Annotated in this window: 12 protein-coding genes; 1 reads left to right on the forward strand and 11 read right to left on the reverse strand. The window is 49.8% G+C overall.

The annotated features are described in order from the left end of the window. Positions 1-101: 101 nt before the first annotated feature. The 3 genes from FCL45_RS12850 to FCL45_RS12860 form a co-directional block, all read right to left on the reverse strand. Positions 102-1,367 carry an inorganic phosphate transporter gene (locus tag FCL45_RS12850; RefSeq protein WP_136797881.1) on the reverse strand — a complete coding sequence of 422 codons (1,266 nt, stop codon included), beginning with the start codon at positions 1,365-1,367 and terminating at the stop codon, positions 102-104. 9 nt (positions 1,368-1,376) lie between these two features. Next, positions 1,377-2,063 carry a TIGR00153 family protein gene (locus FCL45_RS12855; RefSeq protein ID WP_136797880.1) on the reverse strand — a complete coding sequence of 229 codons (687 nt, stop codon included), beginning with the start codon at positions 2,061-2,063 and terminating at the stop codon, positions 1,377-1,379. Between the two features lie 425 nt (positions 2,064-2,488). Beyond that, positions 2,489-4,564 (reverse strand): metallophosphoesterase, encoded by a 2,076-nt coding sequence (locus FCL45_RS12860; RefSeq protein WP_136797879.1) that lies wholly within the window; start codon positions 4,562-4,564, stop codon positions 2,489-2,491. Positions 4,565-4,922: 358 nt separating this feature from the next. On the opposite strand from FCL45_RS12860, the gene FCL45_RS12865 reads away from it, so the two are divergent. Continuing rightward, positions 4,923-5,429 (forward strand): methylated-DNA--[protein]-cysteine S-methyltransferase, encoded by a 507-nt coding sequence (locus tag FCL45_RS12865; RefSeq protein ID WP_136797878.1) that lies wholly within the window; start codon positions 4,923-4,925, stop codon positions 5,427-5,429. A gap of 68 nt (positions 5,430-5,497) precedes the next feature. On the opposite strand, the gene FCL45_RS12870 is transcribed toward FCL45_RS12865, so the two are convergent. The 8 genes from FCL45_RS12870 to thrC form a co-directional block, all read right to left on the reverse strand. Further along, a complete protein-coding gene (locus tag FCL45_RS12870; RefSeq protein WP_136797877.1) occupies positions 5,498-7,855 on the reverse strand; it encodes an FAD-dependent oxidoreductase in 2,358 nt (785 codons plus the stop codon). Positions 7,856-7,922: 67 nt separating this feature from the next. Continuing rightward, entirely contained in the window at positions 7,923-9,563 is a 1,641-nt protein-coding gene (locus FCL45_RS12875) for an FMN-binding glutamate synthase family protein (RefSeq protein WP_136797876.1), read from the reverse strand. Beyond that, positions 9,521-10,663: a class II glutamine amidotransferase gene (locus FCL45_RS12880; RefSeq protein WP_136797875.1), complete on the reverse strand. Its 1,143-nt coding sequence runs from the start codon at positions 10,661-10,663 to the stop codon at positions 9,521-9,523. Before FCL45_RS12880 ends, FCL45_RS12875 begins: the two co-directional genes overlap by 43 nt. Positions 10,664-11,330: 667 nt before the next feature. Further along, entirely contained in the window at positions 11,331-11,576 is a 246-nt protein-coding gene (gene tatA, locus FCL45_RS12885; RefSeq protein WP_136797874.1) for a twin-arginine translocase TatA/TatE family subunit, read from the reverse strand. A 60-nt stretch (positions 11,577-11,636) separates the two neighbouring features. Further along, complete coding sequence (locus tag FCL45_RS12890; RefSeq protein WP_136797873.1) at positions 11,637-11,831, reverse strand: twin-arginine translocase TatA/TatE family subunit; 195 nt, start codon at positions 11,829-11,831, stop codon at positions 11,637-11,639. Between the two features lie 154 nt (positions 11,832-11,985). Continuing rightward, the gene (locus tag FCL45_RS12895; protein WP_136797872.1) at positions 11,986-13,299 is read right to left on the reverse strand and encodes an amidohydrolase family protein; all 1,314 of its coding nucleotides are present in this window, start codon (positions 13,297-13,299) and stop codon (positions 11,986-11,988) included. 118 nt (positions 13,300-13,417) lie between these two features. Next, the gene (locus tag FCL45_RS12900; RefSeq protein ID WP_136797871.1) at positions 13,418-14,272 is read right to left on the reverse strand and encodes a purine-nucleoside phosphorylase; all 855 of its coding nucleotides are present in this window, start codon (positions 14,270-14,272) and stop codon (positions 13,418-13,420) included. Next, entirely contained in the window at positions 14,265-15,662 is a 1,398-nt protein-coding gene (gene thrC / locus FCL45_RS12905; RefSeq protein ID WP_136797870.1) for a threonine synthase, read from the reverse strand. The genes FCL45_RS12900 and thrC overlap by 8 nt, the downstream gene beginning before the upstream one ends. Positions 15,663-15,692 lie beyond the last annotated feature (30 nt).

The raw sequence follows: 15,692 nt of genomic DNA on the forward strand, positions 1-15,692 counted from the left end.
ACCTGGAAATCGCATCTCGGATTGTTGTATAGGTAACAAAAAAGCCCGACTGGTAAAAATACCGGTCGGGCTTGAATCTTTTCCTGCTCTATACTTCCAGGTTAACCAAAGATACCTTTCAGGGTGAAGAATATCAGCATGGCCATAACAGCGCCTGCCGGCAAGGTGACCACCCAGGAAATAATAATGTTTCCGACGACTCGGAGATCAAGCGCGCCGATTCCTCTGGCTAAACCTACACCCAGTACGGAACCTACCAGGATGTGTGTGGTGGAAACCGGCAGCCCTGTCCTGGAGGCGAGGACTACTGTGGTTGCCGCTGCAAGTTCAGCACAGAAGCCGCGGGATGGTGTGAGTTCTGTGATCTTTTTACCGACAGTAAGCATAACCCTGTAGCCGAGGGTGATAAGACCGAGCACGATACCACCGCCACCCAGCAGCAGAATCCAGACAGGCAGATCGGATTCCTGCATAACTTCACCACCGGAACCGACAATACTTACTACAGCAGCGAGCGGTCCGATTCCGTTTGCCACATCGTTTGAGCCGTGGGCAAAGGCCATGGCGCAGGCCGTAAAGAGCATCATCGGGCTGAAAACTTTCTCCACACTGGCGAAGTGGGTTTCCCGGTTGGTGCCGATATCTTCTTTAATATTTCTGATGAAGTACCAGCCCAGCGCAGCTGCCATTGCGCCAATAATGCTCGCGACGGCAAAACTCTGGAGGACGGTGAGATCAACGTTCAGATGTTTGAGTCCCTTGAAGAGGGTGACAAGGGAGATCATGAAGCCCACCATGAAAATGTAAGCCGGCGCGTACTTCTTGGCGTTCCTTAGTGGCTGATCCGTGTCGAAAATAAGCTTTCTGGTGCTCATCACCAATAAAAAGGCAATCGTGCCACCAATAGCAGGGGATATTACCCAGCTGGCAACAACGCTGCCCACTTTGCTCCATTTAACGGCTTCGGGTCCGATTCCAACGAGAGCAAATCCGATAAGCGCGCCGATAATGGAGTGTGTGGTTGACACAGGCCAACCTCTGGTAGAGGCAATCATCAGCCATAGTGCAGCAGCCAGAAGCGATGCCAGCATACCATAAACAAGGATTTCGGGATTGGCAGCGATACCGGAGGGATCGATGATGCCTTTACGAATTGTTGAGGTAACATGGCCTCCAGCCAGTACAGCCCCCATAAATTCAAAGATAATGGCGATGCATATAGCCTGTTTTACGGTGATGGCACCTGCACCAACAGAGGTTCCCATGGCATTGGCAAGGTCATTGGCGCCAATACCCCAGGTCATGTAGAGTCCGAAGATAACCGCCAGGATGACCATGGCGGTTCCATAAGTAGCAATAATTTCCATTTTCCCCTCTTATTTGGACAGGAACAAAAGTACGCGGTCAGCCATATTCTCAGACTGGTCTGAAATGTTGCCAAGAAGTTCGAGTATCTTGTACCAATACATCACAGAAACTGGATCTAATTCAGCCTCAATTTCAAAAAGCGCCCTGCGTGCGCGATGGAGGATGGCGTCGATATTGTGTTCGCTGCGGCGAACACCGGCAATCATTTCGGTGACTCGTGCCATTTCACGTCCTCCAAAGCCAACTTCCAGCAACTCGTCGAGTTGTTCAATCATTTCCTTGGCTTCGGAAGTTACCTCCATGGTTCCCTCAAGCAGCTCGTCAAGATGGGATTTGAGTTTGTCGGGGACAATCATATCCCTGAAGGTGACTATCTGACTGATAGCTTCTGCCGTGTCGGCAATGGAGTCCTGATCGCTGATAAGACCGAGTAAATCTTTTCTGTCTACCGGCATCAATAACGAGGTAGGCATGTTAAGTCTGAAGGTGGATTTGATTTTATCCGCTTCAGTTTCCAGTTCACTGATTTGTCGGGATAAATTTCTGGTCTGTCCTTTATCCTTGGCATAGATTGCGTCGAATAGGGGTGGTACCAGACAGATACAGGAGAACACTGCACGCATGTGTTCCTGAATCGGCTTAAACGGTGAACGTCGGAACAGGCCCGACAGGGGCGTAGTTGATCGCATGATCATTGACCTCTTCACTTTTGTTTTTTTGCCATCAGGCATTTTGGTTCAATTCAAGCTAGAATTGTCTCTCTCCTAACACTAATATTAGGCGAATATTAAAAACAGGTTAAACTAAACCGAACTATCAAGAATTGCCAATCAAATATTGGGCTGCAATTAAGGGTAGATAAATTGAATAAGTACGTTGGACCAGTTAGTTATGGAATCTTTGAAAAAATACTGAATATTAAGATTGTGTTAAGAAAACTATATTACACAAAGAAATTGGCAGGAATTGATCAGGAGGTAATGTGCGGGATCCGGCAGACGAACAACCGGGATTGACGGCGGAACAACCGCCGGGTGTGACCAGGGGCAGGTGGCGATGATTCCAGTTGGAGTCCAATATGACAACCATTGTGCGGCCTGTATGAACATGGCAATGAAAGTCAGATATTATTTATCAGTTTGGTCAGAGGCTCTGCAGGGTAGGTCAGAGGGATAAGGCCACCTTTCAGCTGTTGTAAAATGGCGGGACCCTCTTGATGGGCGCTGTAGATAATATGGTGGTTCTTGATTGAGCCAACGTTTTTCCAGATTGAGCCGAATGGGTCAAGTGGTGTATGACCGACTATGAAAGGTGTTCCTTTTTTAACCTTCAATGCCTTCCTGAATTTTTTAACATCGCTTTTGGTGTATCCTGCCAGATAATGAGGCCGCTGGAGCCTGTTTTTGGTCACTTCTCTGATGAGTACGGGATTGTCGGCGATATGTACTATGTCATCGTACGTGACCTGAGTACGTGGTGGGGCCGCGTGGCAACCATAAAAGTGTTTGGATTTGACGACATAGGCGAGTTTGTCATACAACTTTTCCATCTCCTGCGCATATTCTTCGCCACGGAGTTCAACCAGGCGGTTACGCATCAGCACTCCCTGAAGAATACCGTTTTTACTGATATTCGTGGCAAAAGTGTCGTGGTTTCCGCGTATGTAGAAGAAGTTTTCAGGAAAGCGAAGTTTGAGTGTTATGATCAGATCCATCAACAGGATTGAGCTATCCATTGACTCCATCTCGTCGAGGAGTTCTGAATGAACTGCATCGCCAAGAATTATGATTGTCGTTGATTTAGATTGCAGGCAATTGAGCAGGCAGTTCTCGGCGATAATTTTTAGCAGGTTATCAACCATTCCATGCAGATCACCGATAATCAGGGGCAACGCGCGCTGATCGAGTTCAATGATTCCTCCTGGCATGCCGTCTCGCCTGGGTGGACGCATTGGTTCATTATCCATCAGGGTGTTGAGTTCCTGAATCCGTTTTAGCGCCACATCAGGCTCAAGCAAAGCGATCGGGCCTCCATAAAGATGCCGTATGGTGATAAAGGCTTTCTGTCGATTTGCCTCGACCTGCTCCCGGTAGTCCAGATCATCAAAACGAACAAGTTTGACACCGTATTTCTCGTCAAGCGGGGTTATGGTCAGATCTCCCCTGTTATTTGTGATAGTGGCGTGGCGATTTGCTACTTGTTCCGAGAACTGAAGAATAGTGTCGTATTCGCTGTTGGCTTTACCGAGGATCACCGTTTCACCAGGAGCGATGCGGACAAAACCGGTGGGGTCTGTGCTTGAGCATGCCTGGGGGGTGTTGATGATCCAGCTCTTTCGTATATCTTTGCGTTTGACTCCCAGTGGAATTTCAGGGTGGAAGCAGAGGCGCTGGTCACCAAGAAGCATTTCGAATGTTCGGCCATCATGGGCGATTCTATTGATCCCCCTGATACGACGTATGTCATTGGTGATGGTAAACCAATTGCCTTGTTTCATACCAATGACCTGCTTCCAGCCTGCCCAGGTCTTAAGGCTCGGGCGTGGTGGGCTATAACTGATCGCCCATTTAGGTATGGTGGCAACGCCCTTTTCGGCTATACGCATCGGCTTGCCCTCAAGCCCTATGCGAATATAAACATTTAAACCAGCCCGATGCAGATAGAGGGCAATTTCCTGGTATGCCTGGATCTGTTTCTGAACAATTTCCTCGGTTAATTCTGTATCAACTGGAAAATAACCGCGGCTCTGACGTTCTTTCCGGCGTCTGTAAATTGTCTCATAGTCGGGAAGAAGGAATTCGAAAATATACCGTTGCCGCCAGTTGGTCTGGAAAAAATATTGCTTTTTAGGCGGAATCTTGAGGCGTTCAAATTCGATTGGTGGCGGAGGATCCTGCTCCAGCCATTCCTTTTCAAAGACAGTAAGAGCTTCTTTGTGCCCGGCAAAAGGCATGCCGAGGTGGACCTCCCGCGGCCTGTAGATCAGCGTCTGGTCTTTCCACCACCCTTTTCGGGTAAGGTCGATATACCCTTCGTTAGGCCACCCTTTGATCTGGTTGATATAATACGATTTTCCAGCTCCCGGTGGCCCGGTTACCACCAGTTGCAGGTATTCCAGACCAATGGGCATCGCCACGCCGCGAATATTCTGGATATCCTTGATCGGTACCAGTATTTTATGTAGAGGGTCTTGCATTTTCACGAGGGGTATTAAAGCGTTAATAGAAATGGAACATAACTTCCTGCCAAGAATACACTTTGTTTGTCTTTGCTGTCAACGCAATGGGATATAAAGTGTCGTATATCTCAGCTTAATTAATGATCTGATTCCCCTTAAAGCCCAGCTTCACGAATCGAGGCGTGAGGAGCAAGTAGTTAGGGGGGGAGGAGTAACAGCCCAAAGCTAAAGAAGTGTTCCCGGCAACTCAATATAATGAATCGATTTCCGGAGGGCCACATGCCAATCTGCCGCATCTCTCTTCCCACCTCTTTAAGCTGAAGATTGGGGGGAATCAGAGTTTATTATTATAAATTAATTTTCCACATATATAACCATGAATTGTATACAAACCTTCTGTTCGCTTGATCAGGGACCGTTGTCAGGGATATTTTTGACGAGTGATGGTGAAAGCCTGCAATCTTTACAATTTATTATCGGGTCTATCGAAAAGGAGCGACTGTTATCACAACGTAATCCCCGTCACAGCGAGTGTGAACTCCACCGTAGGGCACATGACCAACTTGAGGAATATATAAATGGCAGATTACGTTCGTTTGACCTGCCCATACAGCTGAATGGCACCGAATTTCAAAGAAAAGTCTGGCACATCATAGAGGATATTCCTCATGGCCAAGTGTTAACATATGGGCAAATAGCAGCAAAACTAGGGAGTCCGGGATTGAGCCGAGCAGTAGGGCAGGCAGCAAACAAAAACCCGATTCCGCTCATTATACCCTGCCATCGGGTAGTGGGAGCGGGAGGGAAACTTACAGGCTTTGCAAGCGGTGTGGAGCTGAAGTCGTATCTGCTGAGCCATGAGCGGCGTGATCGACTTTGGTAAGGGAAAAAAGCCGATCCACCGCTGAACAAACGGTAGATCGGCTGAATATATCTGAAGCAGATTGACTGCTACAGCGGGTTCATGGTCCAGATACCGCAAGGGCAGGTATCTGCACAGAATCCACAGGCGATACATTTTTTATCGTCGGAGACATATTCAAAGTCGAAATCTGACTTGAATTCATATCCGTTCTGCGAACCGATAATTATCTCGCGGCGGGTAATGGCCCCGGTGGGACAGATGGTCTCACAGAGATGACAGTCACGACACGAAGCGCAGGAGAGGCATCGTTCCGCCTGATCCGTTTCGGTCGATCCCTTGGAACAAGGAGAGTAGTGATTAATGGTGAGTGCTCGTTTGCTGATAACCGATTTGTTAAACGGTTTGAACTCTTCACCTTTGCACTGGGCGATAATGAATTCGGCAGCTTCCTTACCGGCACCGAGTGCGTTGGTGGCAAGTCCTGGTTTTTCCACGTCACCGACGGCGAGTACATTGCCACTGGAAGTGACATGAGCCTTGTTGGTGGTGATCCAGGCGGCACCGCCCACTGTGATTGTCTCTACGGTATCAGGCAGGAACGAGAGAGCCGGTACATCACCGATAGAGATAAAGACCGATTGAGCCGGAATCAGGTCACCTTCGGCGGTTATCAGCCCCTCTTTGGTGATTTCCTTAGTGGAAACAGGCCAGCGAAATTGGGCGCCAAGTTCCTGGGCTGCCTCTTTTTCCTTGCCGAAAGCAAGCGGTTTCTGGATATCCACCAGGGTGACTTTCTCTGCACCAAGCCTATACGCTTCACAGGCAACATCACAGCCCACATTACCGGCACCGATCACAACCACCTCACGGCCCACTTCCATCGGTGAGCTGCTCTTGGCTGATTTGAGGAAGTCCAGCGCGGCGGTTACATTCTCGTGACCAGGGAACTGCAGACGACGGGGCTCGTGAGTACCAATTGCAATAACTACGTAGTCGTAGTCCTTCTGTAATGCGGTGAACTTCTCCTTGCTCATCTCGGTATTCAGACTTACCTTGATGTTTTCCATGGAGTTAAAACGCTCAATCTCAATGTCCCAGATAGCCCGGGGGAGTCTCTCCCAGGGGATAACCTGGGCAAGCTTACCGCCAAGCTGGTCACCTGATTCGAAGATATGTGCGTGGACGCCGGCCAGAGCCAGCTGCCAGGCAACACTCATTCCTGCAGGGCCGCCACCGATGATGGCCACTTTTTTGCCGGTAGATGCTTGAGCTTCAGGGGCATGAAAGTTACCGACAGCCCGACCGAGAATATGCATGTCGATGGAGTCGTCAACACCTGTTCTGGAACAGTTCTCCATACAGAGGTTCGGGCATACGGCGCCGCAAACGGAGGCTGGCAGCGGGGTGTAGCGGAGCAGCATTTCGTAAGCTTCATCCGCTCTACCTTCGCGAATGAGTCTCAGACGGTCAATGGTCGGTATATGTACCGGACAATAGTAGGTACAAGGCGCGGCTGATTCCTGATTGGCCCAGAAAGGTTTTTTGCGGCGCAGGTCATCGGTGACGATTGCTGCAATCGGGCTACGATCAAGGCCCGGGGCCAGATCGCGCAGCGGGTCGCCGCCGAAAGCTTTGTTCCAGTGCTCGTTGCGGAACTCAGCCATAGGCATAGGTCCCGACCACATCAGGGCGCGCTCCTGTGGAGTAATGGCGATCAGGATCTGCCATTCATCACGCTTGGTGAGGGTCTCAAGCAACTCTTCGCGGCCAATTTTCTGCAGGTAGCCGGCCATATTTTCAGAAAGCCACTGCCATTGCTCGTCGTTAGGTACATCAAGCCGGGCATTGTTACGGGAAAATGAACTGTCGGTTTCACCGCGGAAGTAAATTGTACCACCAACCATACCGACACAGGGACGGTAGCCGAGGACATTCTCCGGGGTTTTGGCATCGATACCGCAAACTACAGCGATACCGCCACAGTTGAACTCGGCAAAAGAGTCACCGGTCGAACCGAGAACCCAAAGCTCGGGTTTTTCATAGGCCGGGTTCCACTTGGTCATGGTGAGACCGCGGGCACCTATTGAACCGGCAACGTATACTTTACCAGCGGCCATGGCGTTACAGGCACCATTGGTGGCATCACCGATAACGGTAATTTCCGCGCCGATGTTCAGGTAACCGAGGTCGTCTGAGGTTGCACCTTCACATTTGATGGAGGTGCCGGGTAAACCCATACAGCCGAGACGCTGCCCGGATGGGCCTTTAACTTTGATGTCGAGTCCGTCCTCGTGTTGAAGCCGGATACCGATGTTATGCTGGCCGTATGTTTCTAATAGCAGGGATGAGGCCTCAGACGCAGCAGAGCGAACCATCTTCTCAAACTTCATTGAGCTGATGCGTATTCCGTTGTTGTCGAGACCTTTTATAACAGTCGTAGTCACTGATAACTCCTCATGTCAAGTAACGGAGTATATTGAACTCCGTTACGTGTTTGTTCATTATGTCGGTCTAGCAGACGTATTTGATTTGCAGCCTTTCTGCGGCAGCTTTATCTGCGATACCCAGGGCGTCGGACATACCGACCGGCAGACACTGGGAGCGTCCGAGCGGAGCCATGATCTTCTTGACCTCAGTGTTGATAGACATATATACGTCTGCAACGCGTTCGGCGACCTTGTCCGGGTCAAGACGTCTGTAAAGTTTCGGGCTCTGGCTGGTAATACCCTTCGGGCAGATACCGGTGTTGCAGACGTTGCAGCGGTTCTTCTCGTTGCCGAGGCAGCCGCCGACGGCCTGCATGATATATTTACCGATATGGACACCTGATGCACCGAGCATAACGAGAGCCATGCCGTTCTGGGCAACGTTGCCGTTTTTGCCGATACCGCCGGCTGCAAAGATCGGGATCTCGTTCTGTTTACCCTGTGCTGCGAGATCAAGATAACACTCGCGAACACAGGAAGCGACCGGATGACCGGTGGCATCCATGGAGACGTTATAAGCCGCACCGGTTCCGCCGTCGATACCGTCTATCATCAAGCCGGCTGCGTATGGGTTACGAACCAGGTTGTTCAATACGGATTTGGCAGAAGTTGATGCGGAAATTTTAGGATATACCGGCACCTTGTGCTCAAACGCTGTGGAGAGGGTTTGAACCATTTTCATGACACTCTCTTCAATGGAGTAGAGAGTCTGATGAACAGGCGGTGAAGGCAGGTCAACAGCTTCCGGAACACCACGCAGGCGTGCAATCAGTTTGGAAACTTTATACCACATGAGCAGTCCGCCATCTCCAGGCTTGGCACCCTGGCCATACTTGATCTCGATGGCTGCAGGCATGCACTGCATCTCCGGAATGGCACGGATGATCTCATCCCAGCCGAAGTAGCCGGAAGCGATCTGCAAAATAATGTATTTAAGGTAAGGGCTTCTCAATACCCAAGGTGGGCAGCCGCCCTCACCGGTACACATGACGACCGGGATACCGAGTACTTCATTACAGTAGGCGACACCCTGCAGCATTCCGAGCCACATGTTTGGCGACAGTGCACCAAAGGACATGGAGCCGATCACGAACGGAAATATTTCGCGGGTTGGTGGTATCCAGCCGCCGTTGATGGTTCTGTCGAGAAAATCCTCAGGGGAAAGTACGCGCCCGAGAGTGGTGGTGACATTGAACTCGTGACGACCCGCATCGAGCGCAGGGTCAGTCAGCATCGAAATACGGTCGAACATGATGCGATCGAGCAGGGTCGGACCTTCGACATTTCTACGGCCGCCGCGCTTGTTCGGTTCACCTTTCTGGTTGTTGAAGAATACTGAACGATTTTCGTTGGAATTCGGCACCGGCGTGATTGCCTCATTGGGGCAGACCATGGAACACATGGAGCAGCCAATGCAGGCATTAGCCATCTTGGTTCTCTGACGAATTCCGACGAAGGTTTTATAATCGCTGCCACGTTTTTTGCTCAGCACATCTACACGAGGGACTCTTTGTCTCCGGTAGGTGAGGTGAATTGCCCCTTTTGGGCATATGGCAGTACATTTTCCACACAGGGTACAGCGATCCTCCCGATGCTGGATGATCCACTGTAAATCAGTGTAGCTTAGGCTGCTTGGGGTAACGGTAACTGATTGTGTTGAGACCATATGGTTAATTCCTTTCTATGGGGAGGGATGATAACTGTATGTTCGCGCATTGGCTGGAAGTCGAGGGATGGGTCCCGGTCGGGAACCAGTGCGTCTACGCCACAAATCTCTGAGGCAATGGCCCAGGCGCCATCACGGCCGCCAACGGTTGCCGGGCGCAGTTTCTTCTGGTCCATTACCAGCATGCAGGTTTCGTCCGGCAGAGTACCGATGACAGCGTTGGGACCATCGATTACCAGGCGACGACAAACATTGCGCAGACCTTTTAAGAACTCTCCCTGGGGATGCTTTTCAAGCTCTTTGGAACTGAGTGGAGTGATGATATGTTTGTACGCCTCAAGCGGCAGCTTGAGCTGTTTGAGTGTGTAGTGCAGAATATGGGCAAATACTTCAGAGTCACTCTGGTAGCCAATGTACCCTGGGATGTTTTTGCCAAGCAGCCAATCTTTAATCGGTACGAAGGCGGTGTTCTCACCATTGGTCATGGTGGCAATACCTTCTATAAAGAATGGGTGGCAGGCGTACAGGTTAATGCCGTAGTTGGTGTTCTGCCGACCCTGGGCCATGCAGACACGCGACTTGATCTGGCCGTCCCATAAAGAGAGTGCGTTGCCGATCTCAAGCGGCCAACCGACTTCCTTGATCATCGCAACATCAGGATAGAAGGAGAATACTGTCAGGTCGTTGTTGTTGTCCTCACCCAGCTTTCTTAAGGCGAGACGAGTGAGTAGCAATTCCCTTTCGCGCTCTTCCTGCGGTTTGTCTTTAAATTCAACAGGCATGCGGTAGGCACGAAGAAAGTATCTGTAGCGGTCTTTGGCTTCGATGAGTTCCGGACGCATGGTGAAACGATGGTCATATTTGAGCTCGTATCCGCGTTCATCCATGAACTCATCCATGCGCTGTTCCGCTTTTTTAGAATGTGCGATTCCGGAAAGAATCGGGAAGCGCGGATTGTATTTGAAATCTTCAAACTCCATCCCGCGAAGTAGCAGTCCAAGCCCGGAGCCATCATAACCTTCCTGCATGGCTTCCATTGCCTGTATCACTTCGTACGGGGAGAATGGTTCATTCGCTGTTTTTAGAGCTAAGCGACACATGGTTTCTCCTGCTGAAAATAAAGAAAGTAGCCCGGATGGGCTATGTTAAACGCGTCTATGAGGTACAAGCCGGGACGGGGATTCCTGCCGGATGAACAAAGACTAGAAAATTACGATACTGCGAAGTTGGATTTGTAGATTTAAATAAAATTCCAGAGAAAGTCAAGAAAAATACTATATTGTCAGATTTCTGGCAAAAATTCAGAATAATATTCAAAAATGTAAAAAAAGAGGTGCTCAATTGTCGGTATGGGCAATTACGGAGTAAGAGGAGCAGGGAGGTCATTCAATGAAAAATTGTATGGATTGGTTTAAATCAGGATTTTTTATCTGTAAAGATGGGGCAGGCGCCCTGTTTATCTCGTGAAATGTGAAGATTAGGCTGTTGGTGCCAGGAACTGTATATTGAGTTTCATCGTAAAGGTGGCACTATGATCTGAACTAAGCCTGATCTGGTGGAATACCAGTTGGAGGGCTCACCTTGCAGGACCCGGGTGGAGTGAATGATTCTCTGCCGACGGAAGTATTGCAGTTGAGCAGAAATGCAGGCCCAACACAGCTGCTTGAGATGCCGGTGCCTGGGGAGTGGTAGGAAATAAAAAACGCCAGTTACCTTAGCGATGGAGTCGCAGAGTATGCTGGCGTTTAAAAATCAGGGTGAAAGGGGCTATTTCAAAATGCGGCCGATGTCTTTGACCTGATCAACTTTTTCTTTGATCTCTGCGGCTTCTTTGACGCCTGGGATATCATCGACGATCTTCTTGGTTTCTCCTTCAACGTCACTGACGCCTTTTTTGAAAGAGGAGATGGCCTTGCCAAGTCCGTGTCCGATCTCTGGAAGCTTTTTGCCACCGAAAACGAGCACTCCTATGGCAAGAATTACAATTAGCTCAGGTGTGCCGAGTCCAAACATGATTTGCTCCTAAGGGGCTGTTGCTTCTAATGCGATGTAGCGAGAGGTTTGATCAAAAAACTAAGCGGTCTTGTCGCTGTTGTCTTTCTTGTCCTCATCAATTTTCTTGGGATCCTCTTCCTGACGGGTAGCCTCTTTGAAATTTTTAATACCTTTACCAATTCCGGAGCCGATCTCTGGAAGTTTACCTGCTCCAAAAATAATTACAATAATAACCAGAATAACGATGAGTTCCGGCATTCCAAGTCCGAACATATATTTACCTCGGCGAAAGAAATTACAATAAACTGACCATCTTTAGCCTAGACGGATGGTCTTAAAAAAGTGCCACTAGAATGTAGAGTAGAATCGACAGAAAGTCAAGGATGTTGGATTCCCGGCCGATTGCCCTGACAATTATCAAATTATGTCATGTGCTTTTTATGACTTGAGCGATTGCTGCAGCTTTTGCGAGAATTTTTTCCTCGTCAAGAGTGGTGAGTTTCCTGTCTCGCATGACGACCTTCCCGTTAATGACCGAGTGAAGCACATCCCCGCCCCGTGCAGCATAGACCATGTGTGATGGTATATTATAACAGGGCGTCAGGTGAGGCTGATCGAGGTCGATGACGATGCAGTCAGCTTTTTTGCCAACCTCCAGCGTGCCGATATTCTGGTCGGCATTCAAGGCTATCGCACCACCTATGGTGGCGGCAGTGAGAGTGGTTTCCGCGTCCATCACGGTGGGATCACTATGTATTGCTTTATGAATTTTTGCCACACTGTTCATCTCGCCGAACATGTCCACATCATTATTAGAAGCGCTGCCGTCAGTGCCGAGAGAGAGGTGGGCTCCGGAATTGAGGAGTTCGACCACCGGGGCTGTACCTGAGGCGAGTTTCATGTTGGATTCAAGGCAGTGGCTTATTTTTACTTCGTTGCTGGCAAGGATTTCAATTTCCTCATCATCCAGCTTAACACAGTGTGCTGCCAGCACATTGGGGCCAAGTAGATTAAGTGACTGCAGATGCCGAACCGGTGATTTGCCGTATCGTTCTGTACAGGTATCAACTTCTGACTGATTTTCCGAGAGATGGATATGATAGATGCTGTTTTCCTTCGCTGCAACTTCTCCCAGTCTTTCCAGTAGTTGCGGTGAGCAGGTGTAGACACTGTGCGGATCGGCAGTAACAGTGATTAGCTGGTCGTCCCGGTAGTGATCGAACATTTCCTGAATATAGCTGAAACCATTCTCCAGTGGACCGTAGCAGGGTGATGGGAAATCATAGAGAACTTCACCAACCCAGCAACGCATACCGGCTGTTTGTGCTGCTTTAGCGACCTCTTTCGTGAAGAGATACATGTCACAAAAGCTGGTTGTGCCGGATTTAATCATCTCTGCGATAGAGAGCAGCGTTGAATGGTAGACGATTTCCGGTGTAAGTTTGGCTTCCGCCGGAAAGATATGGTCCTGCAGCCAGGTCATCAGCGGCAGGTCATCGGCGATACCCCTGAAGCATGCCATTGCAGCGTGGGTGTGGGTGTTTACCAGCCCTGGCATCACCAGACCGTGGGGGGTGTGAAGATGTTCGGCTTGCGGGTATTTACCGGTGAGTAAGCCGGTGGGCGCTATTTCTGTTATGGCGTTACCTGTTACAGCTACTCCGTGGTTATGGAGCACAGAGGACTGGCTGGCGGCAGGGAGCAGGTACTCACCGCTTATTATGAGATCCGGTTGTTCCATGGGATACTCCAGAAAGAAAATAAGATTTGTGAATACAGCCTATTGAGATCTTGATTGGCTGTGAACATACCACGACAGCAACCTGGTCGCATCTCGATTTCGCCATCGACAGGGTGACCTAAATGGAGAGTGATGGCAATCTGCGGGTTACCTCTGTAACCAGCTGCTGGAGTTGCGGAGTTACTTTGGCAGCAGTAGCTATAATGTCTTCAAGAAGGATCGGCTGAAAATTGTCAGGATCGTTAACATTGGAAACAACCGAGAGACCGAGTACTTCCATGCCAGCGTGGCGCGCTACGATCACCTCCGGCACAGAAGACATTCCCACAGCATCCGCTCCGGAATCACGCAGCCACCTGGTTTCCGCAGGCGTCTCCAGACTTGGGCCTGGTATACAGGCATAGGTGCCGCTTATCACGTTTTTCAGGCCGCAGGTTGTGGCACAATCCATGGCTGTTTTAATAAGGCCGGGGTGGTAGGGCACTGAAAGATCTGGAAAGCGCGGTCCCCACTCATCAATATTTGGACCACGAAGGGGATTTTCGCCGAGGAAATTCAGATGATCTCTGATCGCCATAATAGAGCCGGGAGCGATGATCGGGTTGAGGCCGCCGGCAGCATTGGTGAGAATGAGTAGTCTGGCCCCAAGGAGTGACAGTACCCTGATGGGAAAGGTCACTTCTTTGGTTGAGTAGCCTTCGTAAAAGTGAAATCGGCCTTGTAGTACAGCCACCTGCTCACCTTCAAGAGTACCTATAATCAGGTTACCCTGATGGCTTTCAACGGTGGAGGCAGGAAAATGAGGTATTTCAGAATAGGGAATTACCAGCGCATTTTCGACTTTGTCGGCAAAACCGGAGAGCCCGGTACCAAGCTGGATCACAGTGCGGGGCATAAACGGGAGTGTGTCACGAAAATGGGCGACACACTCCGTTACTTTCCTGACATGAGCTGCAAAGCTTGAATCAGCCATGGCGAGCGTGGTTTTTCAGGTATTCCGCAATACCTGCTTTGTCTGCATCCATCAATTCGCAACGGGCTTCCCGATCGGCGAGCCCTGCAATTGATTCGGGGATATCAGGGTCACGGCCGATGGCGGTGTGAACAACATCACCAAACTTTGCCGGATGGGCAGTGGCCAGGCAAACAATCGGGATTCCAGTACTCCGGTGTTCCTGGGCGGCTTTAACTCCAATTGCGGTATGCGGGTCGAGGACGTAATTGAATTCCTGGTAAAAAGATCTAATGGTTTCTACCACCTGATCTTCATTGACAGCATACGTGCCGAAGTCACGACGAATCTGGTCCTGATAGGCATTCAGGTCAATTTTCCCGCTTGTCGCAAATTCTTCCATGAGTTCCCTGGTACGTTCGGGTTCGCTATCCATAAGGTAATAGAGGTAACGCTCGAAGTTGGATGCAGACTGAATGTCCATGGAAGGGCTGGAGGTCTGCACAACATCACTGAGTGAGTAATCTCCCGCACTTACGAAACGGCTGAGAATATCATTGGAGTTGGTTGCAAGGATAAGGCGTCGTATAGTTCCTTCCGGAAGCATGCGTTTGGCAATATATCCTGCGAAAATGTCACCGAAGTTGCCAGTTGGCACGGAAAAATCAACGGAAGCCAGCTTTTCGTGCGAGTTGACGTGCAGGCAGCTCCAGACATAATAAACAACCTGGGCGAGCACCCTGGCCCAGTTGATGGAGTTAATGGCCCCCAGGTGATATCTGTTCTTGAATTCTACATCTCCGAAAATGGACTTAACGATGGCCTGGCCATCATCAAAAGAACCCTTGATCGCGATGTTGAAGACATTGTCATCGAGCACGGTGGTCATCTGCTTTTCCTGCACTTCGCTTACGCGCCGGTGCGGATGCAGAATGAAAATGTTAATCCGTTCCTTGCCTCGCACACCATAGATGGCAGCGCTGCCAGTATCTCCTGAAGTGGCTCCGAGAATGTTCAGGAAAGAGTCATCTTTTTCAAGTAGATATTCGAATAGATTGCCAAGAAACTGCAGCGCCACATCCTTGAAGGCCAGGGTCGGACCATGAAAGAGCTCAAGGATATGCAAATCGCCGCAATGAACGAGTGGAGTTACCTCGTCGTGGCTGAAGCTTTCATAGGAGGCATTGATGAGGTTACGCAGGTCGCTCGCAGGAATGTCATCAATGAAGCGCGACATCACCTCATAAGCGAGCTCACTGTAGCTTAGCTCCTGCCAGGCCGTAAGTGTCTCACTGCCGATTCTCGGGATCGTTCTCGGCAGCAGCAGTCCGCCATCTTCTGCAAGTCCCATGAGGACTGCTTGAGTAAAGGGAATATTACTTACTTTGCCACGTGTACTGATGTATTGCATAATCTATCTGTCCAAGGTGTTGAATTTGGC

The sequence above is a fragment of the Desulfosediminicola ganghwensis genome (assembly GCF_005116675.2).
Taxonomy (GTDB): domain Bacteria; phylum Desulfobacterota; class Desulfobulbia; order Desulfobulbales; family Desulfocapsaceae; genus Desulfopila; species Desulfopila ganghwensis.